The sequence below is a fragment of the Methylobacterium sp. UNC300MFChir4.1 genome (assembly GCF_900110155.1).
Taxonomy (GTDB): Bacteria; Pseudomonadota; Alphaproteobacteria; order Rhizobiales; family Beijerinckiaceae; genus Methylobacterium.
On record NZ_FOCS01000009.1, the window covers coordinates 121,165 to 148,029 of the forward strand.

The window sequence follows — 26,865 nt, forward strand, 5'->3', positions numbered from 1 at the left end:
CACGACAATCCGATGCAGAACCCGCGAAGAGGCGGATCGGATCCGTCGGTTCGTGTGCAGATGCGAGATTAACCGCGCCGCCTGAGTGCCGGATGAACCGGCGATCGTCCGCCGTTCAGGCGGAGGGGACGGTCGCGACGGTGGCGGCGATCGCCGCGACCGCCCCGTTCGCGCGCCCGTCCACGCGCCCGTCCGCGCGGAGCGGGCGGAAGCCCGTGCTCCGCCACGCCAGGGGGTCCGTCGCCGGGATCGCGCCGCGGGTGAGCGGGGAGGCCGCGCAGGCCGCCCCCCGGCAGGCGAGGTCGCCGTCGGCGCCGGCGGCGAGGTCCAGGAGATCGCGGGGCAGGAAGGCCTGCCCGGGCTCGGCCAGGGTCGCGGCGAGGTCGTCCGGGCCGGGGCGGGTCAGCACGAGCGCCTCACCCAGGACCAGCGAATCGAGGCGCTGCGGGCCCGCGGGCCCGGCGCCCCGCGGGGTCAGCCGGGCGGGCGCGCGGTGGACCACGTCGAGGACCCGGACGGTCCAGGGCAGCGGCAGGGCGGCGAGGGCCGATTCGACCCGCGCCGGGACCACCAGCCGGGTCGGAACCGGCCGCAGCAGGGCGGCGCGGAACCCGGTCTCGTCGAAGGGCAGAACGGTCTCCAGGCCGGCGCCGGCCGCCAGGGCGGTGCCCAGGCCGGTCACGAGGCCGCGCAGGTCGTGGCCGGGCAGGAGCGTCAGGACCCGCTCGTCCGCGGTCAGGGGCAGCGCGTCGAGATGGGCGGCGACCGCCGCCGCCAGCGCCGCGGCGGTGCGGTAGACCGGCCGGCCGGGATCGCCGCCCGCGAAGGTGACGAGGCCGCGGCCCGGCGCCGGCTCGACCACGCCCCGCTCCAGGGCCATCGCGTCGAGGCTGATCACGCCGTCCGGCACGCTCGGGCCGAAAGCCGCGAGGTAGCGCAGGGCGAAATGGCGCATGGCCGCGCGGGTGAGGTCCTCGGCGGGCCGGCGCGCGCCGCGGCGGCCCTCCGTCAGCACAGCGACGAGGCCCGCGGTCTCGATCCCGGCGGAGAGCTCCGCCTCGTCCCAGAGGGCGGGCATCGCGCAGGGCAGGTGGCCGGCCGCCTCGACGGCGAGGTGGGCGAGGGCCGATTCGGCACCGCCCGAATACCACAGCCCGATCCGGCTGCCGGCCGGGAGCCGCCACGCGGCGATCCCGCGGGCGAGCCGACCGACGATCTCGGCGGCGGCCGCGTAGGTCCAGGTGATGGACGGGCGCCCGCACCACGCGACCCGGTCCCCCGAATCACGCAGGAGGGTGCGCTGCGGGCCAGCCAGGGCGGCGGCGAACAGGCGGGTCGCGAGACCGTCGGACAGGCGTCCGGACAGGACTCCGGACAGGCCGTCGGGCGCGTCCTCGGATCGCGCGGACGCGTCCGGTGCGGCGTCTTCCGCCCACTCCGCCACCGCCAACGCGCTCAAACCCGCCGCCCCCGCCGATCCTGCAGAACGCCTATCATCTCGGCCCGACAGGGTTAACCGACCGCTAAGAGCGGCCGCGCCGCCGATCGCTGCCGGAGGGCGTCCGGAAGGCCTTCGGCGGCGTCCGGCGGCGCGGCCCGATCACGCGCTCGTGCCTCGCGGCCGCGCAACGTCGCGCTTGCGGCCGGGCGGATGGGAGCCTATCGGGGGCTGGGCGCGGTCGGGACGGTTCCGACAGCTTCCCCGGCCGCGGTGTCATGCCTTCGCCTCATTCGAGGGGAAAGGCAGGCCGCCCGGTCGCCGGGGAGAGGGATGCGCGCAGACGGCGCCCGTCCCGCCCGATGGCCGGACCGATTCATCCGGAGTTCCGGGCGGCGCGCCAACGCGGCGGGCAGCCGGACGCTCCGGCGGACCTGCCGCCAGGCCGGCTCCGCATCCTGCCAGCCACACCACGTCTCTTCCAAGGGGTCAGAGCCGATGTCCTTCACCCGCACCGCGACGCTCGCCCGCGCCGCCCTCCTCGGCCTCGCGGGCCTCGGTCTCGCGGCCGCGCCGGCCCTGGCGCAGCCGAAGAAGCCCGCCGCGCCCGCGCCGGCCGCCCCGGCGCCGACCGCCCCGGGCACCCCCGCGGCCAACACCCCGGCCGCCCAGACGGGCCCGCAGATCGTCGCGGTGAAGTCCGAGCCGAGCCAGGCCGACTGGACCAAGGTCTGCGGCAAGGACCAGGGTTCGGGCACCGACATCTGCTACACGACCCGCGACTTCGTGTCCGACCAGGGCCAGCCGGTGCTGGCCGTGGCGGTCTACGAGATGAAGAACGCCGCCCAGAAGCAGGAGGTGCGCGTGGTGCGCTACCTGCTGCCGCTCGGCCTGCTGCTGCAGCCGGGCATCCGCTTCAGCGTCGACGGCCAGGCGGCGACCGCCGGCCGCTTCGCGGTCTGCTTCCCGAACGGCTGCTTCGCCGAGGCCGGCGGCGTCGATGCCGGCGTGATCGCCGCGATGAAGAAGGGCACGACCCTGAACGTCTCGGTCCAGAACCAGACCCAGCGCGAGGTCACCTTCGCGGTGCCGCTGGCCGGCTTCGGCAAGGCCTTCGACGGCCCGGCCATCGACCCGAAGGTCCTCGAGGAACAGCAGAAGAAGCTCCAGGCGGAGCTGGAGAAGCGCTCCGAGGATATGCGCAAGAAGCTCGAGCAGCAGCAGGGCGCCGCCCCGGCCGCCGGCGCGGCCCCGGCGCCGGCCCCGGCCGCCAAGTAAGCGCCATCGACCCGCCGCGCGGCGGGTCCGTACCGGGGGCCGGGCCGCGAGGTCCGGCCCTTCGCGTTCGAGCCGCCCGGCGACGGGACCTAACGCGTCCCCGGGGCCGCCGAAGCCGGCTGGACGATCAGCACGCGCAGGTCCTGGTCGGGCACGTAGTCCCGGGCCTCCCAGCGGAACGTGGTCGGCCCGGTCTTCCGGATGTCCGTGCGGCAGAAGCTGACGACCGCCTCCGGGCTGCCCTTGTCGACCGTCAGGGTGAAGCGCCCGATCGGCGCGGCCCAGTTGCGCGCCGTGGTGACGATGTAGGGCACCACGGTCGCCCGCAGGGTGCCGCCGGGATCCGGCGCCTTCGCGTGCAGGCGCCGGATCGCCGCGAGCCCCGCCTCGTCCAGGCAGTAGGTCGCCCGGTAGGCCGCGCGGGACGCCGCCTTCGGCTCGAGCAGGTGGAAACCGGTCACCGGCGCGTAGCTGTGCGCGATGCGGACCTCCTGCCCGGGCGGGAAGGTCTGGAGCCAGTGGAACTTGGCCTCGCCGCGCCACAGCCCCTCGGTCATCCGGTCCGGCGTGTCGGGGACGTCGGGGAAGAGCCCGGCCTTGACCAGCGCGGCCCATTCGGGCGCGCCGATCCGCTTGGCCGCCGCGCTGATCGCCTCGAAGCGCAGCGGGTTCAGCGGCAGGCCGTGACGGCGCAGCAGGTCCGTCACCTCGCGCTCGCCCACGAAGGCGCGCTCCTCCAGCTCGGGCTCGAGGGGCTTGCCGTCCACCGTGACGGTGAAGCCGACGAAGTTCGGGCTGTCGGGCCGGGGCAACGCCAGGGCCGAGAAGCTGAGTTCCCGCCCGTCGATCGGCGGCAGCGGGAAGGCGATCCGGACCGTGCGCGCCTCCTGAACCTGATTGCGGAACAGGTAGGACACGTCGATCCGGTCGCGGGCGATCGACAGGTCCTCGCTCACCAGCGCGATCCCGGGCTCGCGCCGCAGGACGAGGCCGCCGGCATCGAGTTCGGCCGCGCTGTCGTTGGCGCGCGCCGTGCCCGTGAGCAGGCCAGCGCGCAGGAACGCGGCGGCGAAGCGGGGTTTGGCGACTGTCGGGCGGGCTCGTCCGACGGCACGGGCCGTCGCGGCAGACGAGCGCCCGCCGCTTGCCAGGACCTTCACGGACCGGGCGCCTCAGTTCGTGGCGCGGTCGCGCATCCGGTACGCGCCGGCGGCGTCGCGCTCGAACATCTCGGCGATGCCGGCGTGGCGCAGGGCCTCGCCCGACGTGTCGGGCAGGAGGTTCTGTTCCGACACGTAGGCCACGTACTCGGTCTCGGCGTTCTCGGCGAGCAGGTGGTAGAACGGCTGGTCCTTGCGCGGCCGGACCTCCTCGGGGATCGACAGCCACCACTCCTCGGTGTTGTCGAACACCGGGTCGACGTCGAACACGACGCCCCGGAACGGGTAGATCCGGTGGCGCACCACGGCGCCGATCGCGAATTTCGCGGTTCTCAGTGTTACGTCCGACATGGTTCAACCCGTCCAGATCGGACAGATAGGTCCGATGACGGATCGTGTCACCCGGTCGCCGCGGAAGTCGGCGTTTCCGCGGCGCGGGCCAAGCGGTCCCGGACGGCGATCGCCTCCGGCAGCGGCCGCCACGGGACGGTCATCTCGGCGATGCGCCCGGCCGCGTCGAGGCGCCACTCATCCATCCCGTCGAGCCGGTGCGGGCCGGCCGCCGCGCCGAGGAAGGCGGCGGCGTGCACGGGGCCTTCCAGGATCGCGCGGCTCTCGAAGGCGTCGACCACCGGCCGGATCGCCGCCGTCCCGCGCACGGGCTCGGCGGCGAGCGGGGTGTTGAGCACGCCCCCCTCGGCCATCTGCGCCAGCACGGCGTCCCGGTCCTTCGCCGCCAGGACGGCCGCGAAGGCGCGAACGCGGGTCAGGTCCATCGGAGGTCTCCTACGGGATCCGGATGCCGAGCTCGGTCGCGATCGCCCGGGCGGTGGCCTCGCGCCGGGCCGTGATGTCGGCCGCCGCCGCCCGCACCCGCGCCACGGTGTCCGGGGAGGCCGTGTGGGGCGTGCCGCTGTCGAAGGGGGGCTCGGGGGCGTACTGGATGCCGAGCTGGATGGTCCGGGCGGCCTCCTCGCCGCGCAGCGCGGCGGCGAGCTGCAGCGCCCCGTCGATGCCCGCGGTGACGCCGGCCGCGAACACCCAGGTGCGCCCGTCCGCGTCGCGGTCGATCACCACGCGCGCGTCCACCGGCTCGGCGCCGAAGAACGGCAGCAGGTGCACGGCGTTCCAGTAGGTCGTGGCCCGCCGCCCGATCAGCAGGCCGGCCGCGCCGAGGATCAGGGCGCCGGTGCAGACCGAGAGGACGTGGCCGGCCCCGGCCGCCTGGTCGCGGATCCAGCCGAGCACGGCCGGGTCCCGCATCAGGGCCTCCTGGCCTGTGCCGCCCGGGACGTGCAGCACGTCGAGCCGCGGGGCCTCCGCGAGCGTGGCATCCGGCAGCATCCGGAGGCCGCGGACGTCGCGGACGGGCTCCGGGCCCGGCGCGTAAACCCGGTAGGTGCTGTTGGGCACCCGGGACAGGACCTCGAACGGGCCGGTGAGGTCGATCTGGTCCAGCCCCTCGAACAGGAGCGAGCCGATCTGCAGGTGGGTGTCGGGCGGGATCATGCCGGGCCTCCGTAGTGGACAGGGTGATCCTATCGCGTCAGGATCTGGCCGAAATGCCAAAGAGCCCTCGTTTCTCGCCAGATCCGCCGCGCCCGGTCGAGGTGCTGGCCTTCCCGTCGGTGCAGCTCCTCGACGTGGCGGGGCCGCTCCAGGTCTTCGCCACCGCCAACGAGCACGGCGGCGCCGGGATGCCCTACGCGCCGCGGGTGATCGCGGCCGGCGACCCGGGGCTCACCGCCTCGGCGGGCCTGCGGCTGGTGGCCGACCCGTTGCCGGATCCCGAAGCGCCGGTGGACACGCTGGTGATCGCGGGCGGCCCCGGCGTCGTCGCGGCCTGCGATGACGCCGCCCTGGTGGCTTGGGTGCGGGCCCGGGCGGGCCGGGCCCGCCGGGTCGCTTCGGTCTGCACCGGCGCGTTCCTGCTCGGGGCGGCGGGGCTCCTCGACGGGCGGCGGGCCGTGACCCACTGGAAGCATTGCGGGGCGCTCGCCGCCCGCTACCGGCGCGCCCGGATCGAGCCCGACCCGATCTTCGTGCGCGACGGCCCGGTCTGGTCCTCGGCGGGGGTGACGGCGGGCATCGACCTGGCCCTGGCGCTGGTCGAGGAGGATCTCGGCCGCGCGACCGCGCTGACGGTGGCGCGCCACCTCGTGATGTTCCTCAAGCGCCCCGGCGGGCAGGCGCAGTTCAGCGCGGCGCTGGCGCTGCAGGCGGGCGAGGAGCGGTTCGGGCGGCTCCACGCCTACATCGCCGACAACCTGTCCGGCGACCTGTCGCTGCCGGCGCTCGCCGCGGCGGCCGGGATGAGCGCGCGCAGCCTGAGCCGGCACTATCATGCGGCGACCGGTCTGACCCCGGCCAGGGCCGTGGAGCGCCTGCGGGTGGAGGCGGCGCGGCGCGCGCTGGCCGAGACGGCGCAGCCGGTCAAGCGCGTCGCCCGGACCTGCGGCTTCGGCTCCGAGGAGACGATGCGGCGCAGCTTCCTGCGGCACGTCGCGGCGACACCGCAGGAGTACCGGGCGCGGTTCGGCGGGTGATCACACGGTCTCGCGGCGTTCAAGAGCCGCCAGGATGGTCTCGCGCACGCCTTCAAGATGTTTGTGGATGTCCGCATTCGGGATGCGGAGGAGGGCGAAGCCGAGCGACTCAAGGATTTCGGTCCGCGCGGCATCCCGAGCGATCTCGGCGTCCGTCGAATGCGTCGCCCCGTCCACCTCGACGATGAGTCCGGCCTCGATGCAGGCGAAGTCGATGATGAATCGGTCGATCGGGTGCTGTCGGCGAAACTTCCAGCCGTTCAGGGCGCGGTTTCGCAGGACGCGCCAGAGCTTGGCTTCGGCCGAGGTTTGAGTGCGGCGCAGGTTGCGGGCCTGCGGGATTGACTTATTCACCGCCCGGCTCCGGCAGTTCGGCCGCTCATTCAGCGAATGATTTGGCCGTTCCGCTTGCGTGGGCCTGTCTCGACGAACCTCTCGGATCGGACGTCGACGCTGGCGGCAAAGCGCGACGCGCCCCCTCTCCCGTGCGGGAGAGGGTTGGGGTGAGGGTCGAGAAAGTCCAGGATAGGGCACGCCGTCGACGCGCGTGTAGGCACACGCCTTCTTCGGACAGACTTGATCCCTCACCCTGTCCCTCTCCCGCACGGGAGAGGGGACCCGCGCTTCATCCTGCCGCTGCTGTGCCGCACACGATGCGCCAATCGAGTAGTCCGCACGGGAAAGGCGTATCGCGGGCTCGGTAACCCTCACCCCAGCTTGTAGACCGCCGCCAGATCCGGGTCCTTGGCGGCCACGAGCTTCGCCAAGTCCACGATGACCTTGGCCTGCTTCCAGGTGGCGTCGTCCTGCATCTTGCCGTCGAGCATCACGGCGCCGGTGCCGTCCGGCATGGCCTCGACGATCCGGGCCGCGAAGGCGACCTCGGCCGGGTCCGGCGCGAAGACCCGCTTGGCGATCGCCACCTGGCTCGGGTGCAGTGTCCAGGCGCCGGCGCAGCCCATCAGGAAGGCATTGCGGAACTGCGCCTCGCAGGCGTCGCCGTCAGAGAAGTCGCCGAACGGGCCGTAGAAGGCCTTGATGCCGTTGGCCATGCAGGCGTCGACCATCCTGGCGATGGTGTAGTGCCAGAGATCCTGCTGGGCGGTGGCGCGGGGGGCATCGCCGGAGGGATCGCTGAGCACCCGGTAATCCGGGTGGCCGCCACCGACCCGGGTGGTCTTCATGCCGCGCGACGCCGCGAGGTCCGCCGGCCCGAGGCTCATGCCGTGCATCCGCGGCGAGGCCGACGCGATCGCGTCGACGTTGGCGACGCCCTCGGCGGTCTCCAGGATCGCGTGGACCAGGATCGGCTTCGTCACCCCGTGGCGCGCCTCGAGCTGGGCGAGCAGCTGGTCGATGTAGTGGATGTCCCACGGTCCCTCGACCTTGGGCACCATCACGACGTCGAGCTTGTCGCCGACCTCGGCCACAATCGTGAACAGGTCGTCCAAGATCCAGGGCGAGTTGAGGGCGTTGATCCGGGTCCAGAGGCCGGTGCCGGTGGCGGCGAAATCGGTGGCCTGGGCCATGGCGACGAAGCCCTTGCGGGCCGCCTCCTTCTGGTCGGCCGGGACCGCGTCCTCGAGGTTGCCCAGCACCACGTCGACGGTCCCGGCGAGCTCCGGCACGCGGGCCCGGACCTTGTCGTTGTGGGGCGGCACGAAGTGGATCATCCGCTCCAGCCGCACCGGCAGTTCGCGGAACGGGGCCGGCGCGCCGGTGGCGAGGGGCTGGAAGAAGCGGCGGGGCAGTTTCATCGGGTGCCTCTTGTCAGGGCTGGCGTCTGAGCCCCGTTAAGGCAGCTTGGGCGGGCACGTAAAGCCGCGCCGCGCGGAAGTGATCTCGGACTTTCGTGACGCTCGGGCTTCCGGCCCGGCGCGCCGCAGGGCCCGCGGAGCCTCAGCCCCGGCCGCCCCGGCGCCCGGCGAGGCCGATCCGGTTGAGGATGCCGCCGCCGTCGCCGCTGCCGGCCACCACCACGAGGCGCCGGACCTCGCCCCGCAGGAAGGCCTGCAGGAAGCGGTTGTAGTCGCGGAACGAGACGCAGCCGTTCGAGGCGCCGGGCTGCCGCAGCATGTAGGTGTGGGCCAGCAGGCCGTCGCGGCCGTGGATCGCGGCGCTGCCGCCCACCGGGTTGAGCCGGATCGCCCGGACCCCGTGGAACAGGCGCTCGCGCTCGGTCAGCGTGTAGGTGCCGGGCGGGGTCGAACCGCGCATGCGCAGGTGGACGTAGCGCGGGTTGTCCATGTGCTCGCCGAGGCCGGAATGGGCCTCCAGCACCTCGCCGGAGGGCAGCGTCACCGTGCGGGCGGTGATGTCGTAGACGGCCGTTCCGGCCACCGAATCGGGCTCCGGGCTGATCCGGGTGCGCGGCGCCTCCTGCGGCAGGGCGTCCGGGCTGGCATAGGCCAGTGCCTGACGGGGCTCCTGGCGGCTGTCCTGGCGGCTGTCCTGGCGGCTGTCCTGGCGGCTGTCCTGAGACGGCGCCGCGGCGCCGACGCCGAACAGCTTCTCGAAGAAGGACGGCTCCTCGGCCATCGCGGCGCGGAACACGTCGCGGGTCCGGGGCAGGGCGCGGCTCGCCACCCGCGCGGGCGGCGCCGGTGCGCGCCGCAGCTCGGGCGGGCGGGCCACCGGCAGCGGCACGAGGGCGGGAACAGGGGCGGGTGCGAGGGCGGCGGGCGTGGGCTCGGCCGCGGCCATCCGGACCGGCGCCCCCGTCCCCTTCTCGCCGGTCCTCTCGCCGGTCCTGTCCGCGACTCTCTCGGCGACTTTCTCTGCAGCTTTGGCCTGGGCCATCCGGACCTGGGCGGCCCGCGCCCGCTCCGCCTGCGCGACCTGCCGGGCGATCTCCCGGACCGCCGGGGACGGGGCGGCGGCGGCGACCTGGAAGCCGGCGACCGGCGGGGTTTCGCCCCCGAAGGCCGTGGCGGTGCCGGCGCCCAGCGCCGGGCTCCGGTCGAGCATCCAGGCGAGGCTCGGCCGCGGCGCCGCCGCGGCCTGCGGGACCGGGACGGCGGCCGGCCCGGCCGCCGCGACGGACTCCGCCTCGGGGCGGGCCGGCCCCTGCGGGTGGCTGAACACGGCCCAGCCGGCGAGGCTCACGCCGGTGAGAGCGATGAGCGTCGTCAGCCGGGCGCGGCGACGGGCGCGCCGCATGGCGCTCGGGTAGGGCGCCCGGGTGCGGACGACCGGGTCGTAGGCGGTCTCGACGTAGCTGGGGCGCGGGGGCGCCGGTCGCCGGGGTTCCGCGCTCGGATACGCGGTCTGGAACGCGGCGAGGGACAACGCAGCCTGGGCCATTCGGGAACTCGCGTACGCGCTTCCCCTGGGCAGCCGCCGCCGTTCGTCCGCGAGAGCCGTTCTCGCGCACGTGGCCCGGGTCACCCGTCTGGGGAGGACATCAACCGTCCACCCCATTAAGCCGTGCTGTGGTTAATCCCCGCTAAAGAGACAGTTTCCGCGGGCGTTCCCGTGTTGGGACACAGCCTCAGGTGGCCCGATTCGGCGCGTTCCCGGCCGCGTCGGCCGCCGGCTCCATCGGCCCGTGCCGGCGCGCGACCAGCAGGCAGAGCAGGGCCACCGGCACGCCGATGAGGGACGTGCCGACGAAGAACCACGCGAACCCGGTCCACTCGATCACGAAGCCCGAGAACCCCGCGAGCAGGCTGCCGGGCAGGGCGCAGAGCGAGGTCAGCAGGGCGTACTGGCTCGCCGCGTGGGCGGTGGCCGAGAGCCGCGACATGTAGGTGATCAGCACGATCGACGCGAAGGCGTAGGCGAAGCCGTCGATCCCGACGGTCAGCGCGAAGGTCCAGAACGCCGCGCCGCCGTGGCCGCCGTGCCAGGCGAGGTAGGCCAGCGCGAGGTGGGAGGCCGAGGCCGTCACGGTGCCGATGAGCAGGCTCGCCATCATGCCGATCCGCGGGATGATGGCGCTCGCCAGGAAGGTGCCCCCGAGCGCGATCCAGAAGCCGAACAGCTTCGTCACCGTCGCGATGTCGGTGTTGGTGTAGCCGAGCGTCTTGAACAGCGGGATCGCCATGGCATTCGAGACGTAGCCGGGCATCCGGAAGCCCGCGACCAGCGCCAGCACCGGCAGGGCGAGCGGCCCGAGCCGGGCGAGGAGGTCGCGGATCGGCGCCCAGACGGTCTCGACGAAGCCGCCGGTGGCGGGGGTCTCGGGGACGGGGGGTTCGGGCGCCAGCAGGGCCGCGACCGTGCCGGGCGCCATGAGCGCGGCCATGCACAGGTAGGCCACGCGCCAGCCATACGCGTCGGACAGGTAGAGCGCGCCGGCGCCGGCCGCGAGGTTGCCGATCCGGAAGCCGATCTCGGCCCAGGACGACATCAGCGCCTGCTGCTCGGGCGGCGCGGCGGTGATGCGCCAGCCGTCGATCACCACGTCCTGGGTGGCGCCCGCGACGCCGAGCGCCAGGGAGAACGCCACCGTCCAGGCGAGCCAGTGGGCCGGGTCGCCGAAGGCGACGCCCGCCAGCGCCAGGGCGACGAGGATCTGCGTGGCGACGATCCAGCCGCGGCGCCGCCCGAGCCAGCGGCCGATGAGCGGCGCGTCGTGGCGGTCGAGGAAGGGGGCCCAGAGGAACTTGAGCTTGTAGGCGATGGTGAGCTCGCTCATCAGCCCGATCGTGGCGAGCGGCACCTTCGCCTGGACGAGCCACGCCGACTGCGTCGCGTAGACGAGCAGGAACGGGATACCCTGCGCGAAGCCGAGCCCCAGCACCGCGGCGACGCGCCGGTCGGTGAACAGGGGCGTGAGGAAGGCGCCCGGCGCGGCCTTCACCGGCTCGGGCGCGCCGGTGATCGGCGCCGGGTCTGCCATCCACGCGTCTCCTCAAGCCGCCCCGCAGGATGAGGGGTCTCGCCGGGGCGCGACGCCCCCGCCCCTCACGCCGCCTTCTTCCCCCGCTCGGCGATCTTCACGAGACTGCGCAGCACCTCGGTGGCGGTCTTGAGCCGGGCCGGGACCGTGTTCAGCTCGCGCACGAACACCACGCTCATGTCGGGCCGCACCTTCGCGAACGACGCCTGCTCGGCGACGAAGGCCACGAGCCCCTGCGGGTTGGCGTAGGAGCGGTCGCGGAAATGGACCACCACACCCTTCGGCCCGGCCTCGACCTTCTCGACGTTCGCCTTGAGGCAGAGGATCTTGATCGTGCCGATCTTGAGGAGCTGCTCCACCTCCGGCGGCAGCGGCCCGAACCGGTCGATCAGCTCGGCGCCGAAGCTCTCCATCTCGGCATCGTCCTGGATGGTGGCGAGCCGGCGGTAGAGCGCCAGCCGGACGCCCAGATCCTCGACGTAATCCTCCGGGATCGTGACCGGCGCGCCGAGCGCGATGGTCGGCGACCACGCCTCCTCGGGCACGTCCTCGATGCCGGCCTTGAGCGCCGTCACCGCGTCCTCCAGCATCTGCTGGTAGAGCTCGTAGCCGACCTCCTTGATGTGGCCCGACTGCGCGTCGCCGAGCAGGTTGCCGGCGCCGCGGATGTCGAGGTCGTGGGAGGCGAGCTGGAAGCCCGCGCCCAACGTGTCGAGGCTCTGGAGCACCTTGAGGCGCTGCTCGGCCTGGGCGGTGAGCTGGCGGTTCGCCGGGGTCGTGAACAGCGCGTAGGCGCGGGCCTTCGAGCGCCCGACGCGGCCGCGCAGCTGGTAGAGCTGGGCCAGCCCGAACATGTCGGCCCGGTGCACGATCAGCGTGTTGGCGGTGGGGATGTCGAGGCCGGATTCCACGATCGTGGTCGAGAGCAGGACGTCGAACTTGCCCTCGTAGAAGGCCGTCATCACGTCCTCGAGCTGGCCGGCCGCCATCTGGCCGTGGGCGACCGCGACCTTGATCTCGGGCATCTCGGCGTCGAGGAATTTCTTGACCTCGGCCAGATCCTCGATCCGCGGCACGACGTAGAAGGACTGGCCGCCGCGGTAGCGCTCGCGCAGCAGGGCCTCGCGGATGGTCAGCGGGTCGAACGGCGTCACGAAGGTGCGCACCACCAGCCGGTCGACCGGCGGGGTGGCGATGATCGAGAGCTCGCGAACCCCCGTCATGGCGAGCTGGAGCGTGCGCGGGATCGGCGTCGCCGAGAGCGTCAGCACGTGGACGTCCGCCTGGAGCGCCTTCAGCCGCTCCTTGTGGGCGACGCCGAAATGCTGCTCCTCGTCCACGATGATCAGGCCGAGATCCTTGAAGGCGATGTTCTTCGCCAAGAGGGCGTGGGTGCCGACCACGATGTCGACCGTGCCGGCGATGAGCCCGGCGCGGGTCTGCTTCATCTCCCCCGCCGAGACGAAGCGGGAGAGCTGCGCCACCTGGACCGGCAGCCCTTTGAAGCGCTCGGCGAAGGTCCGGTAGTGCTGGCGGGCCAGCAGCGTGGTCGGGACGATCACCGCCACCTGCTTGCCGGAGATCGCCGCCGCGAAGGCGGCGCGGAGCGCCACCTCGGTCTTGCCGAAGCCGACATCGCCGCAGACCAGCCGGTCCATCGGGCGGCCGGCATTGAGGTCGTCCAGCACCGCGTCGATGGCGTTGGCCTGATCCTCGGTCTCCTCGAACGGGAAGCGGGCGGCGAACTCGCCGTAGAGCCCCTCGGGCGCCTGCAGGGACGGGGCCTTCCGGACGAAGCGCTGGGCCGCGACCTTGATCAGCTCGCCCGCCATCTCGAGGATGCGGCGCTTCATCTTGGCCTTGCGGGCCTGCCACGCGCCGCCGCCGAGCCGGTCGAGGGCGACCTCGGAATCCTCCGAGCCGTAGCGGGTCAGGAGCTCGATATTCTCCACCGGCAGGAGCAGCAGGCCGCCGGTGTATTGCAGCTCCAGGCAATCGTGCGGGGCGCCGGCGGCGTGGATCGTCTTGAGGCCCACGAACCGGCCGATGCCGTGGTCGGCGTGGACCACGAGGTCGCCGGGCTGGAGCGCCTGCACCTCCAGGATCACGTCCTGGGGCCGCTTGGCCTTGCGCTTCTGGCGGACCAGCCTGTCGCCCAGGATATCGCCCTCGGAGACGACGGCGAGTTCGCCCGCGGTGAAGCCCGCCTCCAGGCCCCAGACGGCCACGGCCGCGTCGGTGCCGCGCTTGAGCGCGTAGACGTCGGTGAGCCGGGTGATCGCCACGGGCTTCCTCAGGCCGTGGTCGGTGAGCACACCGCAGAGCCGGTCGCGCGACCCGTCGGACCAAGCTCCCAGGATCACGTGATGACCGGATCCCTGGAGATCGCGGATATGCGCCACCGCGGCGTCGAACACGCTGGCATTCTCGTCGGCCCGCTCGGGGGCGAAGCTCCGTCCGGCCTTGGCGCCGCAATCGATCACCGCGCGCTCGGACGATTCGGGCTGCGCGAACGGGGTCAGCCGCGCCACGGTGGCGGTGCCGATCCGCTCCTTCAGCTCGTTCGGCGTCAGGTAGAGGGCGCGGGGCGGCAGGGGCTTGTAGGGGGCGACGCCGGGCTGCGGCGTCTTCATCGCGCCCTCGCGGGCCTGGTAATAGTCCTGGACGAGCGCGATCCGCTCGGCGGCAGCGTCCTCCACCTGCGGGTCGAAGACCAGCGGCACGCCGCCGAGGTAGTCGAACAGCGTGTCGAGGTGGTCGTAGAACAGCGGCATCCAGTGCTCGAGGCCGGCGTAGCGCCGCCCCTCGCTCACCGTCTCGTAGAGCCGGTCGTCCCGGGTCGCCGCCCCGAAGCTCTGGATGTAGTTCTGGCGGAAGCGGCGGATGGTCTCCGTGGTGAGCTGGACCTCGCTCATCGGCATCAGGTCGAGCGAGCGGAGCTGCCCGGTGGTGCGCTGCGTCTCCGGGTCGAAGGCGCGGATCGATTCCAGCGTGTCGCCGAAGAAGTCGAGGCGGATCGGGGCCGGCAGGCCGGGGGGCGACAGGTCGAGGATGCCGCCGCGGACCGCGTACTCGCCGGTGTCGCGCACCGTCCCGGTGCGCAGGAAGCCGTTGGCCTCGACCCAGGCCACCACGTCGTCCATCGACACGACGTTGCCGATCGCCGCCGAGAACGCCTCCTTGGCGATGTGGGCGCGGGGCGGGACCCGCTGCACCAGGGCGTTGACCGTGGTGCAGAGGATGCGCGGGCGGTCCTCGGCCGAGCGGGTGCGGGCGAGGCGGGCGAGCGCCGTCATCCGGGCGGCGGCGACCGCCGTCGTCGGCGAGACCCGGTCGTAGGGCTGGCAGTCCCAGGCCGGCAGGCTCATCACGTCCATCTCGGGCGCGACGAAGCCGAGGGCCGCCTGGAAGGCCGCCGAGCGCCCGGAATCGCGCGCCACGTGGACCAGCACCGCCGGCGCGTCGACGGTGGGCGCCAGGGCGCGGGCGAGGTCGGCGAGCGCCAGCGCGTCGAAGCCCTCCGGGGCGTTCGCCAGGACCGGGCTGTCGCCGCGCTTGAGGGCGTCGATCGCCCGGGCGAGCGCGGAGGATTTCGGCAGCGCGAAGCGCGCGACCTGCGGCTTGGCGGCGGGGGCGGGGGGCTTCGGCTGAGGCTTGGCCATCGGGTCTTTCGCGGGAAATCCCGCCGGGCGCGTCAGGGGAGGAGGTCGGGTGGCGTTAGCCGATCGGGCCGCCGCGATAAAGCGTCCCCGGGGTCACGGCTGAACGCATCCTATATGGCGGTTCTGCCGCGGCATGGAACGGCTGTTCGGCCGCGCTTCGGGAACACGCGCGGCCCGGCCCAGAGCACCTTGCGGATCGCCTCTCCCAGGGGGAAGAGACGGCCCCATCGTCTTTGCGAGCGCAGCGAAGCGATCCAGCGGCGCCGCACCTTCGGACGTCGCGCTGCCCTGGGTCACATCGCTGCGCTCGTGATGACGGAGCGGGCCGCATCGGCCGAGCTTTTCGATCGGATGAGACGGAAGCCCGCGGCTTACGCCCCTCAGGCGTCCGGCCCGACGATCTCCGCCAGCGCCGCCTCGACCCGGCCGCGGAAGAAGTCCGCGTTGGGCATGTGCTCGGTCATCGCGGCGGCGCGCGCCGTCGCCTGCCGCAGGATCTCGGCGCGGAGTGCCGGATCGGAGCGCTCCATCATCTCCAGCATGATGCGCACCACCAGCTCGGTGGCGATCGACCGGGCCGGGTGGTCGTAGTTGGGCTTCGGTTCGTCCATCGCGGGCTCTCTCGACCGGTCGCTCTCAGGAGTGGATCGGCGCGTCGTGCCGGTGGAACGCCCGCACCCGCCGCCAGACCGACGTGTCGTAGTTCGTGGGCGTCTCGACCTCGCCGGTCAGCCACTTGAACAGGTCGCGGTCCGGCACCTCGATCAGCGCCTCGAACTGGTCGAGCTCCGCTTCCGAGAGGTCGCCGATCTCGGCATCGGCGAAGCGGCCCATGATCAGGTCCATCTCGCGGATGCCCCGGTGCCAAGCGCGGTAGAGGAGGCGGCGGCGGCGCGGATCGAGGTCGGCGCTCGTGCGGGTGGTGCCGGACATGGATGTCGGACCTCGGCTCAGGGAATCGCAGGGCCTAGATAGGCGTCCGGGTCCGGCGGATCCAGAACGGGGCCGCGGCCGGGCGGGTTACAACCGGGGCGCGAGAGGCCAAAAACGAATTGCCTCCGGCGGGCGGTCCGTTATCTCGGGCTGCAACGCCCCGGACGGGGCGGCGAGCGGGAGTCCAACGATGCCGAAGGCGATCCGGGTCTACGAGTACGGCGGTCCCGAGGTGATGCGCTTCGAGGACGTGCCCCTGGCCGAGCCGGGTCCCGGGCAGATCCGGGTCAGGCAGGCCGCCATCGGCGTCAACTTCATCGACATCTACTTCCGCACCGGCGCCTACAAGTCCCCGCACATGCCCTACACCCCCGGCAAGGAGGGCGCCGGCACCGTCACGGCGGTGGGCGAGGGCGTGACCCAGTTCAAGGCCGGCGACCGGGTCGCCTACGGCTCGGTGGCGGACGGCTGCTACGCCGAGGAGCCGGTGATCCCGGCCTCGGCGGCCGTGCCGATCCCCGACGGGGTCGACGAGAAGACCGCCGCCGCCATGATGCTCAAGGGCCTGACCGTCGAGTACCTGCTGCACCGGACCTACGCGGTGAAGCCCGGCGACACGATCCTGTGGCAGGCCGCCGCCGGCGGCGTCGGCCTGATCGCGTGCCAGTGGGCCAAGCACCTCGGCGCCACCGTGATCGGCACCGCCGGCAGCCCCGAGAAGGCGGAGCTCGCCAAGCAGAACGGCTGCGACCACGTCATCCTCTACCGCGAGGAGGACGTGGCCAAGCGCGTGCGCGAGATCACCGGCGGCAAGGGCGTGCCGGTGGTCTACGACGGCGTCGGGCAGGCGACCCTGATGGGCTCCCTGGACAGCCTCGCGCCGCTCGGCCTGCTGGCGAGCTTCGGCTCTGCCTCCGGGGCGATCACCGGGCTCGACCTCGGCCTGCTGGCCCCGCGCGGCTCGCTCTACGTGACGCGCCCGACGCTCGCGACCTTCTCGTCGAACCGCGCCACCCTGGAGGAGGCGGCCGCCCGCCTGTTCAAGGTGGTCCGCGACGGCGCGGTGAAGATCGCGGTCAACGCCACCTACCCGCTGGCCGAGGCGCAGCAGGTGCACCGCGACCTCGCCGGCCGGGAGACCACCGGCTCGATCGTGATGCTGCCGTAGGGACCGACCGTGACGCCCGGCAACGCCGACCTGCTCCTCGTCGTCGACGTGCAGGTCGACTTCCTGCCGGGCGGGGCGCTCCCCGTCCCGGGGGGCGACGCGGTGATCGGCCCGATCAACGACCTCCAGCACCGCTTCCGGCACGTGGTGCTGATGCAGGACTGGCATCCGGCCGATCACGTCTCCTTCGCCGAGACCCATCCGGGGCGGGCCCCGTTCGAGACCGTGACGCTGCCCTACGGGCCGCAGGTGCTGTGGCCGCGCCACTGCGTCCAGGGCAGCCCCGGGGCCGCCTTCGCGCCGGACCTCGCCACCAACCGGGCGAGCCTGGTGGTGCGCAAGGGGCTGGATCCGCGGGTCGACAGCTACTCGGCCTTCCTGGAAGCCGACCGGGCCACGCGCACCGGCCTCGCCGGGGCGCTCCGGGAGCGCGGCATCACCCGCGTCGCCGTGTGCGGCCTCGCCACCGATTTCTGCGTCGCCTGGAGCGCGCTCGACGCGCGCGACGCGGGGTTCGACGTCCTCGTGGTGGCGGACGCGGTGCGCGGGATCGACGTGGACGGGTCGCTCGCGCGGGCCTGGGCGCGGATGGAGGCGGCGGGCGTCCGCCGGATCGCCGCGGCGGAGATCGGCTGAGGGCGTGCGGGGACCGGGAGGCGAACCGCCGCACGCCGCGCGGGAGACCGGCCCCGCGCCGACGCGTTGGCCCGACATCAGCATCCGACAGGAGCCTGCATGTCATCCAAGCACCCGAAGACCGACACGCCCACGGACGCCGACCTCAAGGGCAATCCCGGGATCGGCACCTCGAAGGGGATGAGCGGCGCCGACCCGGCGGATCTGCAGGCGGATTCGACCTTCGAGGGCGACGTCGACAACGAGACGAAGCTCGACGGCGGCGTCGACCCCGACCACCGGCCGCGCAAGAACGCGTGACCGAGAACGCGTGACCGGATGCCCGGGCCGGTGCGGCCCGGGTCGATCTCAGCGACTGCGCGCCGGCGCCTTCGGCCGCTGCGGTGCGGGGGCCGCGGGCTTGGCGCTCGGGCCGCCTGCCGGAACGTAGACCTGGGCCGGGCTCGCGGTGTAGCCCCGGAGCTGGGCCGCGTTGGCGGCCCCGAAAGCGGATGTGCCGTCCGCGCGGGCGGCGCCCGCCGCGAGGGCCGATAGAAGCGCGGCGGCCAGGGCCAGGCGGGCGGGCTTCGGCATCGACAGGGTCCTTGTGTTCGCGCGGGCTCGAGAAACCCTGATCCGGACCGGATCGCTCCGCTCTGCGATCGACCCGGCCTTCCCGACGTGCGGAACCGCACAGGCGCCGTGTCGTGCATGACGGCGGCGGCTCCATCGCTTTCCGGTTGATGCTTCCCCACCGTCGTCGTTGCGAGTGGAGCGAGGCGATCCAGGGCCAGAGCCACGCTGACCGATGTCCTGCTGCCCGGGGTCACTTCGCTGCGCCCGTGATGACGGAGCGTGGGCCTGCCCCGGAGGCCGTGTCAGAGCGCCAGCCCGAGCTGGAGCGGCGCCTCCGGCGCGTCCTGCGCGAAGCCCGACAGCGACACCCCGATCAGCCGCGCGCTGCGGCGCAGGGGGAACAGGCCGGCGAGCAGGTCGAGGCCGATCCGCTCCAGGGCGGCCCGGTCGGCCACCGGCACGGCGAGGGACTTCGCCCGGGTGACCTGCGCGAAATCCGAGAACTTGAGCTTCAGGGTCACGGTCCGGGCGCGCATGCCCTTGGCGTCGGCGCCCGCCCAGACCTTGTCGAACAGCGGCGCCAGCCGGGCGGCCAGGACCTCGAAAGCGGCCGTGTCGTCCGAGAAGGTGGTCTCGGCGCCGATCGACTTGCGCACCCGGTGGGCGCGCACCGGCCGCGCGTCGATGCCCCGGGCGACCGCGTGGTAGTAGGCGCCCGCGGAGCCGAAGGTCTCGCGCAGGCGCTCCGGCGTCCAGGCGCGCAGATCCGCCCCGGTCTCGATCCCGAGCCGCTTCATCTTCGCCTCGGTGACCGGGCCGACGCCGTGGAACCGGCCGATCGGCAGCGCCGCCACGAAGTCCGGCCCCATGGCGGGGGTGATGACGAACAGGGCGTCGGGCTTGCGGTGGTCGGACGCCACCTTGGCGAGGAACTTGTTGTACGAGACCCCGGCCGAGGCGATGAGCCCGGTGCGCTCCAGGATCTCGGCCCGGATCGCCTTCGCCACGGCCGTCGCCGTCGGGAGGCCCAGGAGGTTCTCGGTGACGTCGAGATAGGCCTCGTCGAGGGCCACCGGCTCGATGATGGCCGTGTGCCGGGCGAAGACCGCCCGGATCTCCTCGGAGACCGCCCGGTAGACCTCGAAGCGCGGCTTCACGAACAGCAGGTCCGGGCACAGCCGCCGCGCGGTGGCCGACGGCATGGCGGAGCGGACACCGAATTTTCGGGCCTCGTAGCTCGCAGCGGCCACCACCCCGCGCTCCCGGGAGCCGCCGACCGCCAGCGGCCGGCCGCGCAGCGACGGGTCGTCGCGCTGCTCCACGGAGGCGTAGAACGCGTCCATGTCGATGTGGATGATCTTTCGGAGCGCGACCTCCGGATCCATCGCCGCCTCGGGTCCCGACCAAGTTCCTGATCTGTTCCGAAAGACCGCGCGGGGCGGGCGGGGTCAAGCCGCGTCGGACGCGGCGTCAACAGGAGTCCGGTCCGCGCCCGTCATCGCGAGCGCAGCGCGACGTCCCCGAGCGCAGCGCATCCCTGGATTGCTTCGCTGCGCTCGCAAAGACGGGGTCTGCCGTCAGGCGACGCTGCCGTAGAGGTCGTAGGCCTCGGCCCGGTCGATCTTCACCGTGACGATGTCGCCGACCCGCACCGGGCGCCGGAACGCGGCGTGGACATTGCCGTCGATCTCCGGCGCGTCGGCCTTGGACCGGCCCCGCGCCACCCCGCCCTCGACCGAATCGACGATGACGGGCAGCCGCTTGCCGACCTTGGCCCGCTGCAGCCGGAGCGCGATGCCGTTCTGGGTCTCCATGAACCGGCGCTTGCGCTCGGCCTTCACCGCCGGCGGCACGAGGTCGCCCAGCGCGTTGGCGGTGGCGCCGGCCACCGGCTCGTACTCGAAGCAGCCGACCCGATCGAGCTTGGCCTCCTGCAGCCAAGCGAGCAGCTCCTCGAACTCGGCCTCGGTCTCGCCGGGGAAGCCGACGATGAAGGTCGAGCGGATCGCGAGGTCCGGGCAGGTCTGCCGCCAGCTGCGGATCCGGTCGAGCTGGCGCTCCTGGTTGCCGGGGCGGCGCATGCGCTTGAGCACGGAGGGGCTCGCGTGCTGGAGCGGCATGTCGAGATAGGGCAGCACCTTGCCCTCGGCCATCAGCGGGATGACCTCGTCCACGTGCGGGTAGGGGTAGACGTAGTGCAGCCGCACCCAGGCGCCGAGCTCGCCGAGTTCCTTGGTGAGGTCGTAGAACTTGGCGCGGACCTGGCGGTCGCGCCACGGGCTCTCGCTGTAGCGGATGTCGACGCCGTAGGCGCTGGTGTCCTGGCTGACGACCAGCAGCTCCTTCACGCCGGCCTTCACCAGTTTCTCGGCCTCGCGCAGCACGTCGGCGGCGGGGCGGCTGACGAGGTTCCCGCGCAAGCTCGGGATGATGCAGAAGCTGCAGCGGTTGCTGCACCCCTCCGAGATCTTCAGGTAGGCGTAGTGGCGCGGGGTGAGCTTGATCCCCTGCGGCGGCACGAGGTCGAGGAACGGGTCGTGGGCCGGCGGCACCGCCTCGTGGACGGCCGCCACCACCGACTCGTAGGCCTGGGGCCCGGTCACCGCCAGGAGGTCGGGGTACTTCTCGCGGATCTCCTCCGGCTGCGCGCCCATGCAGCCGGTGACGATGACGCGGCCGTTCTCCGCCATGGCCTCGCCGATGGCCGAGAGCGACTCCGCCTTGGCGGAATCGAGGAAGCCGCAGGTGTTGACGATCACCACGTCGGCGCCGTCGTGCCGCCGGGCCAGCTCGTAGCCCTCGGCGCGCAGATGGGTGAGGATCCGCTCGGAATCGACCAGCGCCTTCGGGCAGCCCAGCGAGACGAACGAGATTTTCGGGGCGGCGCCGGGAGCGGGGCCGCGGGGAGCGGGCGTGGCGGTCATGGCATTCGGGTCGGACAGTCCGGCGGGGCGATCGGCCGCCCGGCGCGCGGGACCAGGAATTCGGGGTCGCGCTCCTATACAGGCTCCCGCGCCTCCGCGCGAGGCCGGCCGCCGCAGGGGTGCCCGGCCCTGCGCGCGAGCCTGAGCCCGGGCGCGGATCCTATCGCTACGGCAGAGCTTTGCGGCCGGCTCCTCAGACCCCACATCAGGATTGGGCGGCGCGGCCCTGCGCCCCGGACACGGCCCGCCCGCGCGCGGCGGCGGGGCCTGCGTGGAACTGCCGCTTCCCCCGCGGCATCGCCTGTGCGACGGCAGCGGATGACGCACAGCCCGAGGATAACGGCCCCGAACCCGGTCATGTGGACCCGAGAGATCCCCTTCATCGATCCCGTCGCGGCGGCGGCCCGGCTGCGCGCCCTGCCCGGGCTCGCCTTCCTCGACAGCGCCATGCGGCACGACCCGCTGGGGCGGCACTCGATCGTGGCCGCCGACCCGTTCGCGCGGTTCCGCTACCGCGACGGGCGCGCGACCCTCGACGGGAGGCCGGTGGCGGGCGGCCCGATGGCCGCGCTCCGGGCCTGCCTCGAACCCTACCGGCTCGAGGCAGGCCCGGAGCCGTTCCCCGGCGGGGCGATCGGGTACCTCGCCTACGACCTCGGCGCGGCGCTGGAGCGGGTGGCGCCGCCCGCCCGGCGGGCGGGGCTCACCGACGACATCGCGCTGAACCTCTACGACACCGCGCTGGTCGTCGACCACGCCGCCGGCACGGGCCGGCTCGTCGCCACGGGTTTCCCCGAGACCGCGCCGGACGCGCGGCGGGCCCGCGCGGAGGCGCGGCTCGCCCGCTTCGCCGACCTGCTCGGCGGCGCGGAGCCGCCGGTCCCGGCCCCTGCCCGGACGGCCCAGCCGCTCGCGTGGCGCTCGAACTTCGACCGCCAAAGCTATGAAGAAGCAGTCGAAAAGGTCCGCACCTACATCCGGGCCGGCGACATCTACCAGGCCAACATCGCCCAGCGCTTCGTCGCCGACCTGCCGGCCGGCTTCGACCCGTTCGCCCTCTACCGGCGGCTGCGCGAGACCAACCCGGCGACCTTCGGGGCCTACCTGGAACAGGAGGGCCTGACCGTCGCCTCGTCCTCGCCGGAGCGGTTCATCCGCCTCGACGGACGGCACGTGGAGACGCGCCCGATCAAGGGCACCGCCCGCCGCCTCGACGACCCGGCGGCCGACCGGGCGGCGGCCGAGGCGCTCCAGGCCAGCGTCAAGGAGCGGGCCGAGAACGTCATGATCGTCGACCTACTGCGCAACGACCTGTCGCGGGTCTGCCGGCCGGGCACCGTCGCCGTGCCGACCCTGTGCGGCCTGGAGACCTACGCCAACGTCCACCATCTGGTGTCGGTGGTGACCGGCGACCTCCGCGACGGGCTCGACGCCCTCGACCTCCTGGAAGGGACCTTCCCGGGCGGCTCGATCACGGGCGCGCCGAAGATCCGCGCCATGGACATCATCACGGAGATCGAGGGCGACGCGCGGGAACTCTACTGCGGCGCCATCGGCCGGATCGGCTTCGACGGGGCGCTCGACACGTCGATCGCGATCCGCACCGTGTTCATGGACGCGCGGCAGGCGGTGCTGCAGGCGGGCGGCGGGGTGACGCTGCTGTCGGAGCCGGGCCCGGAATACGACGAGACCCTGGCCAAGGCCGCCCGCGTGTTCGAGGCCTTCGCATGATCCTCGTCCTCGACAATTACGACTCGTTCGTCTTCAACGTCGTCCGCTACCTGGAGGAGCTCGGCGAGACGGTCCGGGTCGTGCGCAACGACGCGCTGGACGTGGCCGGCATCCGGGCGCTCGCCCCCGAGGCGCTGGTGGTCTCGCCCGGGCCCTGCACCCCCGCGGAGGCCGGGATCTCCCTGCCGGCGATCCGGGACCTGTCGGGGGAGGTGCCGATCCTCGGCGTCTGCCTCGGCCACCAGGCGATCGGCGCGGCCTTCGGCGGCACGGTCGCGCGGGCGCAGCGGCCCCTGCACGGGCAGATGACGCCGATCGCCCATACGGGCGCGCGGCTGTTCTCCGGGCTGCCGGCGCCGATGCCGGTGGGGCGCTACCACTCGCTGGTGGTGACGCCCGGGCCCGCGATGGACAGGCACCTCTCGGTCGACGCGGTCTCGCAGGAGGGGGAGGTGATGGCGCTGTCGCACCGCACCCACCCGACCTACGGCATCCAGTTCCACCCGGAATCGGTCCTGACCGAGGGCGGCCACGCCCTGTTCGCCAATTTCCTGGATCTCGCCCGCGCGTGGCGGGAGAGGCCGGAGGGGCGCCGCGATGCTGTGGCGTGACGGGGCGCTTCTGCCCGGAACCACGGCTCCGCTCGACCACACCGACCGCGGCCTGACGCTCGGCGACGGCCTGTTCGACACCGCACTGGCGCTCGGCGGCCGCGTCGCCTTCGAGGACGCCCATATCGCCCGGCTCGTGGCCTCCGCGGAGACGCTGGGGATCCCCGCCAAACCCGAGCGGATCCGTGCGGCCATGCGGGACCTCGCGGGTCAGGGGGAGCGGCTCGCGATCCGGACCACGCTGACGCGCGGCTCCGGCCCGCGCGGCCTGAGGCCACCGGACGCGCCGAACCCGACCCTGTTCGCCACCGCGGCCGCGAGCGCCAGGGCCGCGTCCTTCGCGCCCCTGCGCCTGTGGCCGACGGCCATCGCCCGCAACGACACCTCCCCCGCCGCCCGCCTGAAGACGCTGGGCTATCTCGACGCGGTGCTGGCCGCCCGCGAGGCCGCCGCCGCGGGGTTCGACGAGGCGCTGTTCCGCAACACCCGGGGCCGCGTCGCCTGCGCGGGCACCGGCAATCTTTTCGCCCTGTTCGGCGCCAATCTGGTGACGCCCCCGCTCGGGGACGGCGTGCTCGCCGGCATCGTGCGGGCGGAGGTGCTGGGTCTCGCCGCCGGATGCGGGCTGCGGGCCGAGGAACGGTCGCTCGGCCTGCCCGATCTCCTCGGCGCGGAGGCCGTGTTCCTGACCAACTCCCTGCGGCTCCTGGCCCCCGTGACGGCCATCGGCGACACGGCCTTCCCGAGCGCCGGCCCGGGCGCCGGCCATCCGGCGGTGACCCGCCTCGTGGCGGCCCTGCGCGCCCGCCTGGCGCAGGCCTGCGGCGTCACGGAGGACGCGGTCGCGTGACCGAGGCGTCAATCGAGACTTGGCGGCGCCGGCTGCGCTACGCGCTCGCGGCGATCTACGGGTTCATCGGCGTGGTCCACCTCGTGGCGACCGACGCGATGCTGCCGCTCATGCCCGACTGGGTGCCGCAGCCGCGGCTCGTCATCCTGGCGACCGGCCTGTGCGAGATCGCGGGCGCGGTCGGCCTCCTCACCGGGCGGTTCCGCCGGGCGGCCGCGCTCGGCCTCGCCCTCTACGCGGTCTGCGTCTACCCGGCGAACCTCAAGCACGCGTTCGAGCACGTCCACGTCGAGGGCATCCCGGATTCCTGGTGGTACCACGGGCCGCGGCTCGCGTTTCAGCCGGTCTTCGTCTGGGCGGCGCTCTGGGCCGGCGGCCTGATCGACTGGCCGTTCGGCGGCCGCCGCGGGTCCGGACAGGGCGCGACCGAGATCTCCGGTGATCCGGCACGGCCGCCGAAAGGTCCGGATCCCGACGCGCCGGCAACCATCCGCGAACCTTGATCACAGGATCCCGGGATCCCCGGATCCCCGGATCCCGGCAGGCTTTGATCCCAGGATCCTGGCCGATCGACCGGCCGGAAGTCGCCGCGCGGGCCGGAAGACCGGTCGGCCCGGCGGCGATACGGGCGGACGACATGCCGAAGCGCCGCGACCCGGGCCGATCGCCCCCGCCTCCGCCGGACGCGGTGCCGGAGACCGTGCCGGACCGCGACGCGGTGGAGCGCGCCCTGGAAACGGTCCTCGACCGCCTGCGCCCGAAGCCGGGCGGCGCGCCGCGGGGCAGCCGGAAGCCGCGCCCGGACGGGGCGGGCGGCTGAGCCCCGAAAGGTTCCTCCACAGGGCGAAGATATCGCCCGGATACGGCCGGCCGGACCGGAGTTCCCCGGAGGACGCCGCCGAACACGGCGCGTGGACACCAGCGGAGACAGACCGAATGGCCAAGCAGAAGACGCTGCAGGACGCCTTCTACGAGACCCTGAAGGACGTCTACTACGCCGAGAAGCAGTCGGTGAAAGCCCTCAAGAAATCCGCCAAGGCGGCGGAGCACGACGAGCTGCGCCAGGCCTTCGAGACCCACGCCGAGGAGAGCGCCCAGCAGGTGGAGCGCCTGACGCAGGTCTTCGAGATCATCGGCAAGCCGGCCCGGGCCAAGACCTGCGAGGCGATGCAGGGCATCGTCTCGGAGATGGAGGAGGATCTCGACGACTTCGCCGACAGCCCGGCCGCCGACGCGGTGCTGGCCGCCTGCGCCCAGGCGGTGGAGCACTACGAGATCGCCCGCTACGGCACCCTGAAGACCTGGGCGGCCCAGCTCGGCTACGCGGACGCCGCCGAGCTCCTGGACGAGACCCTGCAGGAGGAGAAGCGGACCGACGCGCTGCTCTCGAAGATCGCCGAGTCGATCAACGCCGCGGGCGAGCCCGGCGGGGCGGAGCCGGACGCGGAGCCGTCGAAGGGCCGGGGGAAGAAGGCCGCCTGACCGCGCACCGGCCGCGCGGGCGAGCCGGCGCCCCTGGGGCGCCGGTTCGCCGCGGCCCCGGGGGCGACGTCAGTTCGCCGTCAGTTCGTCTTCTCGATGGCGCTCAGCGGCGTCCAGTAGCAGCGATCCTGCGTGTCCTTCAGGGCGAGGCAGCCGTAGCTCATCGTCCGGGACTCGAGCCGGACCTCCTCGCCGGGCTTGAACGACCGGCACTCGCCGCTGGCGAGGCTGCCCTGCAGCAGCTGGCCGAACCCGGACTCGTCGCCCGCCATGACCAGCTTGAACAGGCGGTCCGTGACCTCCTGGGTGTGGCAGCCGAACCGCTCCTGGAGGATGGTCTCGGCCGCGGCCGGCCGGGACAGGGCGGCGGTGACGGCGAGGACGGCGAGGGCGGGCAGGGCGAAGCGCATGCGCGGAACATATCCGCGCGTCGCGACGTGTCGAGCCCTCGCCGTGCGGGGGCGCCGCGGAGGATCGCCGCGGGGATCGCCGCGAAGGCAGCCGCGAAGGCAGCCGGCCCGGTCGGGCGGCGCGTCCGGGCGAGGGCCGATCCGCGCTACCCGGCGACGGGCCTGACCACGACGTCCTCGGCGTAGACGAGGGTTGCCATGACACCGGACCGGATCCGATCGAAGACCGCGTCGAGATCCCCGACGCTCTGCATCAGCACGGCGCACGAGAGGGCGACGATCTGCGGGGTGCACTCCGTCCCTTCGGCGAGGAACTCGCGGATCGCGTCGACGAGGGACGCGGTGGCGTCCGCCTCCGCGGAGACGTCGAGGACGTGCAGGCAATCCTGCCGCAGGGACACGAGATCGCCGTCCACGACCGAGACCCATTGCCGGTCGTGATCGTAGATGAGCCAGCGCACCGACCCCGCCGCCACGGGGGCCAGTCCCGCGAGGTAGCGCCGAGCGGCCGCGTCGTCGAACATGGCACGGGTTTAACGCCCGCCCGCCGGAACGCCAACGCGTCGGATCACCGTTTCGGAGCCCGACGGATCCGCCGCGACAAGCCGGCATCTCGGGCCGCGAGTGAGCGGGCAGGG

Annotated in this window: 28 protein-coding genes; 11 read left to right on the forward strand and 17 right to left on the reverse strand. The window is 73.3% G+C overall.

The window, feature by feature from the left end; all coding sequences use genetic code 11:
- Window positions 1–115: 115 nt before the first annotated feature.
- Window positions 116–1,459: an AMP-binding protein gene (locus BMY19_RS31635; RefSeq protein WP_280141629.1), complete on the reverse strand. Its 1,344-nt coding sequence runs from the start codon at window positions 1,457–1,459 to the stop codon at window positions 116–118.
- Between the two features lie 477 nt (window positions 1,460–1,936).
- On the opposite strand from BMY19_RS31635, the gene BMY19_RS14345 reads away from it, so the two are divergent.
- On the forward strand, window positions 1,937–2,716 hold the full coding sequence (locus BMY19_RS14345; protein WP_020093277.1) for an invasion associated locus B family protein: 780 nt from the start codon (window positions 1,937–1,939) through the stop codon (window positions 2,714–2,716).
- Between the two features lie 89 nt (window positions 2,717–2,805).
- Here the strand turns inward: BMY19_RS14345 and BMY19_RS14350 are convergent, their stop codons facing one another.
- The 4 genes from BMY19_RS14350 to BMY19_RS14365 are packed head-to-tail and all read right to left on the reverse strand — an operon-like array spanning window position 2,806 to window position 5,385.
- Complete coding sequence (locus BMY19_RS14350) at window positions 2,806–3,876, reverse strand: DUF4424 domain-containing protein (protein ID WP_100252095.1); 1,071 nt, start codon at window positions 3,874–3,876, stop codon at window positions 2,806–2,808.
- Window positions 3,877–3,888: 12 nt separating this feature from the next.
- Window positions 3,889–4,227 (reverse strand): heat shock protein HspQ, encoded by a 339-nt coding sequence (hspQ, locus tag BMY19_RS14355; protein ID WP_012318638.1) that lies wholly within the window; start codon window positions 4,225–4,227, stop codon window positions 3,889–3,891.
- Between the two features lie 47 nt (window positions 4,228–4,274).
- Complete coding sequence (locus BMY19_RS14360; protein ID WP_100252096.1) at window positions 4,275–4,652, reverse strand: nuclear transport factor 2 family protein; 378 nt, start codon at window positions 4,650–4,652, stop codon at window positions 4,275–4,277.
- Window positions 4,653–4,662: 10 nt separating this feature from the next.
- Entirely contained in the window at window positions 4,663–5,385 is a 723-nt protein-coding gene (locus tag BMY19_RS14365) for a DJ-1/PfpI family protein (RefSeq protein ID WP_091926330.1), read from the reverse strand.
- A 53-nt stretch (window positions 5,386–5,438) separates the two neighbouring features.
- On the opposite strand from BMY19_RS14365, the gene BMY19_RS14370 reads away from it, so the two are divergent.
- Window positions 5,439–6,422, forward strand: a complete 984-nt coding sequence (locus BMY19_RS14370) for a GlxA family transcriptional regulator (RefSeq protein ID WP_100252097.1) — start codon at window positions 5,439–5,441, stop codon at window positions 6,420–6,422.
- On the opposite strand, the gene BMY19_RS31330 is transcribed toward BMY19_RS14370, so the two are convergent.
- The 7 genes from BMY19_RS31330 to BMY19_RS14410 form a co-directional block, all read right to left on the reverse strand.
- Window positions 6,423–7,010 (reverse strand): endonuclease domain-containing protein, encoded by a 588-nt coding sequence (locus BMY19_RS31330; RefSeq protein WP_244534921.1) that lies wholly within the window; start codon window positions 7,008–7,010, stop codon window positions 6,423–6,425.
- 119 nt (window positions 7,011–7,129) lie between these two features.
- On the reverse strand, window positions 7,130–8,179 hold the full coding sequence (locus BMY19_RS14385; protein ID WP_020093283.1) for an HpcH/HpaI aldolase/citrate lyase family protein: 1,050 nt from the start codon (window positions 8,177–8,179) through the stop codon (window positions 7,130–7,132).
- A 142-nt stretch (window positions 8,180–8,321) separates the two neighbouring features.
- On the reverse strand, window positions 8,322–9,725 hold the full coding sequence (locus BMY19_RS14390) for a DUF2778 domain-containing protein (RefSeq protein WP_100252098.1): 1,404 nt from the start codon (window positions 9,723–9,725) through the stop codon (window positions 8,322–8,324).
- A gap of 187 nt (window positions 9,726–9,912) precedes the next feature.
- A complete protein-coding gene (locus BMY19_RS14395; protein WP_100252099.1) occupies window positions 9,913–11,265 on the reverse strand; it encodes an AmpG family muropeptide MFS transporter in 1,353 nt (450 codons plus the stop codon).
- 65 nt (window positions 11,266–11,330) lie between these two features.
- Entirely contained in the window at window positions 11,331–14,927 is a 3,597-nt protein-coding gene (gene mfd / locus BMY19_RS14400; protein ID WP_091677506.1) for a transcription-repair coupling factor, read from the reverse strand.
- Between the two features lie 380 nt (window positions 14,928–15,307).
- Window positions 15,308–15,538: a hypothetical protein gene (locus tag BMY19_RS14405; protein WP_020093287.1), complete on the reverse strand. Its 231-nt coding sequence runs from the start codon at window positions 15,536–15,538 to the stop codon at window positions 15,308–15,310.
- A 25-nt stretch (window positions 15,539–15,563) separates the two neighbouring features.
- Entirely contained in the window at window positions 15,564–15,860 is a 297-nt protein-coding gene (locus BMY19_RS14410; RefSeq protein ID WP_020093288.1) for an FAD assembly factor SdhE, read from the reverse strand.
- A gap of 190 nt (window positions 15,861–16,050) precedes the next feature.
- On the opposite strand from BMY19_RS14410, the gene BMY19_RS14415 reads away from it, so the two are divergent.
- The 3 genes from BMY19_RS14415 to BMY19_RS14425 all read left to right on the forward strand — a co-directional run bounded on the left by BMY19_RS14415 (window position 16,051) and on the right by BMY19_RS14425 (window position 17,964).
- Window positions 16,051–17,028 (forward strand): quinone oxidoreductase family protein, encoded by a 978-nt coding sequence (locus BMY19_RS14415; protein WP_020093289.1) that lies wholly within the window; start codon window positions 16,051–16,053, stop codon window positions 17,026–17,028.
- 9 nt (window positions 17,029–17,037) lie between these two features.
- Window positions 17,038–17,664: a bifunctional nicotinamidase/pyrazinamidase gene (pncA, locus tag BMY19_RS14420; protein WP_100252100.1), complete on the forward strand. Its 627-nt coding sequence runs from the start codon at window positions 17,038–17,040 to the stop codon at window positions 17,662–17,664.
- A 99-nt stretch (window positions 17,665–17,763) separates the two neighbouring features.
- Entirely contained in the window at window positions 17,764–17,964 is a 201-nt protein-coding gene (locus tag BMY19_RS14425; RefSeq protein WP_056523028.1) for a hypothetical protein, read from the forward strand.
- Window positions 17,965–18,012: 48 nt separating this feature from the next.
- Here the strand turns inward: BMY19_RS14425 and BMY19_RS14430 are convergent, their stop codons facing one another.
- The 3 genes from BMY19_RS14430 to rimO form a co-directional block, all read right to left on the reverse strand.
- The gene (locus tag BMY19_RS14430; RefSeq protein WP_100252101.1) at window positions 18,013–18,237 is read right to left on the reverse strand and encodes a hypothetical protein; all 225 of its coding nucleotides are present in this window, start codon (window positions 18,235–18,237) and stop codon (window positions 18,013–18,015) included.
- Window positions 18,238–18,521: 284 nt separating this feature from the next.
- On the reverse strand, window positions 18,522–19,604 hold the full coding sequence (gene dinB, locus BMY19_RS14435) for a DNA polymerase IV (protein WP_020093293.1): 1,083 nt from the start codon (window positions 19,602–19,604) through the stop codon (window positions 18,522–18,524).
- Between the two features lie 192 nt (window positions 19,605–19,796).
- On the reverse strand, window positions 19,797–21,143 hold the full coding sequence (gene rimO, locus BMY19_RS14440) for a 30S ribosomal protein S12 methylthiotransferase RimO (protein ID WP_100252102.1): 1,347 nt from the start codon (window positions 21,141–21,143) through the stop codon (window positions 19,797–19,799).
- 357 nt (window positions 21,144–21,500) lie between these two features.
- On the opposite strand from rimO, the gene pabB reads away from it, so the two are divergent.
- The 6 genes from pabB (at window position 21,501) to BMY19_RS14470 (ending at window position 25,817) form a co-directional block, all read left to right on the forward strand.
- Window positions 21,501–22,874, forward strand: a complete 1,374-nt coding sequence (gene pabB / locus BMY19_RS14445; RefSeq protein WP_100252103.1) for an aminodeoxychorismate synthase component I — start codon at window positions 21,501–21,503, stop codon at window positions 22,872–22,874.
- Entirely contained in the window at window positions 22,871–23,485 is a 615-nt protein-coding gene (locus BMY19_RS14450; protein WP_100252104.1) for an anthranilate synthase component II, read from the forward strand. Before pabB ends, BMY19_RS14450 begins: the two co-directional genes overlap by 4 nt.
- Entirely contained in the window at window positions 23,472–24,335 is an 864-nt protein-coding gene (locus BMY19_RS14455; RefSeq protein ID WP_100252105.1) for an aminotransferase class IV, read from the forward strand. Before BMY19_RS14450 ends, BMY19_RS14455 begins: the two co-directional genes overlap by 14 nt.
- Window positions 24,332–24,838 (forward strand): DoxX family protein, encoded by a 507-nt coding sequence (locus BMY19_RS14460; protein ID WP_100252106.1) that lies wholly within the window; start codon window positions 24,332–24,334, stop codon window positions 24,836–24,838. The genes BMY19_RS14455 and BMY19_RS14460 overlap by 4 nt, the downstream gene beginning before the upstream one ends.
- 134 nt (window positions 24,839–24,972) lie before the next feature.
- Window positions 24,973–25,155, forward strand: a complete 183-nt coding sequence (locus tag BMY19_RS14465) for a hypothetical protein (RefSeq protein WP_026604943.1) — start codon at window positions 24,973–24,975, stop codon at window positions 25,153–25,155.
- A 116-nt stretch (window positions 25,156–25,271) separates the two neighbouring features.
- Complete coding sequence (locus BMY19_RS14470) at window positions 25,272–25,817, forward strand: YciE/YciF ferroxidase family protein (protein ID WP_091677482.1); 546 nt, start codon at window positions 25,272–25,274, stop codon at window positions 25,815–25,817.
- Window positions 25,818–25,897: 80 nt separating this feature from the next.
- On the opposite strand, the gene BMY19_RS14475 is transcribed toward BMY19_RS14470, so the two are convergent.
- Window positions 25,898–26,227, reverse strand: coding sequence for a hypothetical protein (locus BMY19_RS14475; RefSeq protein WP_020093301.1), 330 nt, complete (start codon window positions 26,225–26,227; stop codon window positions 25,898–25,900).
- 146 nt (window positions 26,228–26,373) lie between these two features.
- Window positions 26,374–26,751, reverse strand: a complete 378-nt coding sequence (locus BMY19_RS14480) for a hypothetical protein (protein ID WP_020093302.1) — start codon at window positions 26,749–26,751, stop codon at window positions 26,374–26,376.
- Between the last annotated feature and the right edge of the window lie 114 nt (window positions 26,752–26,865).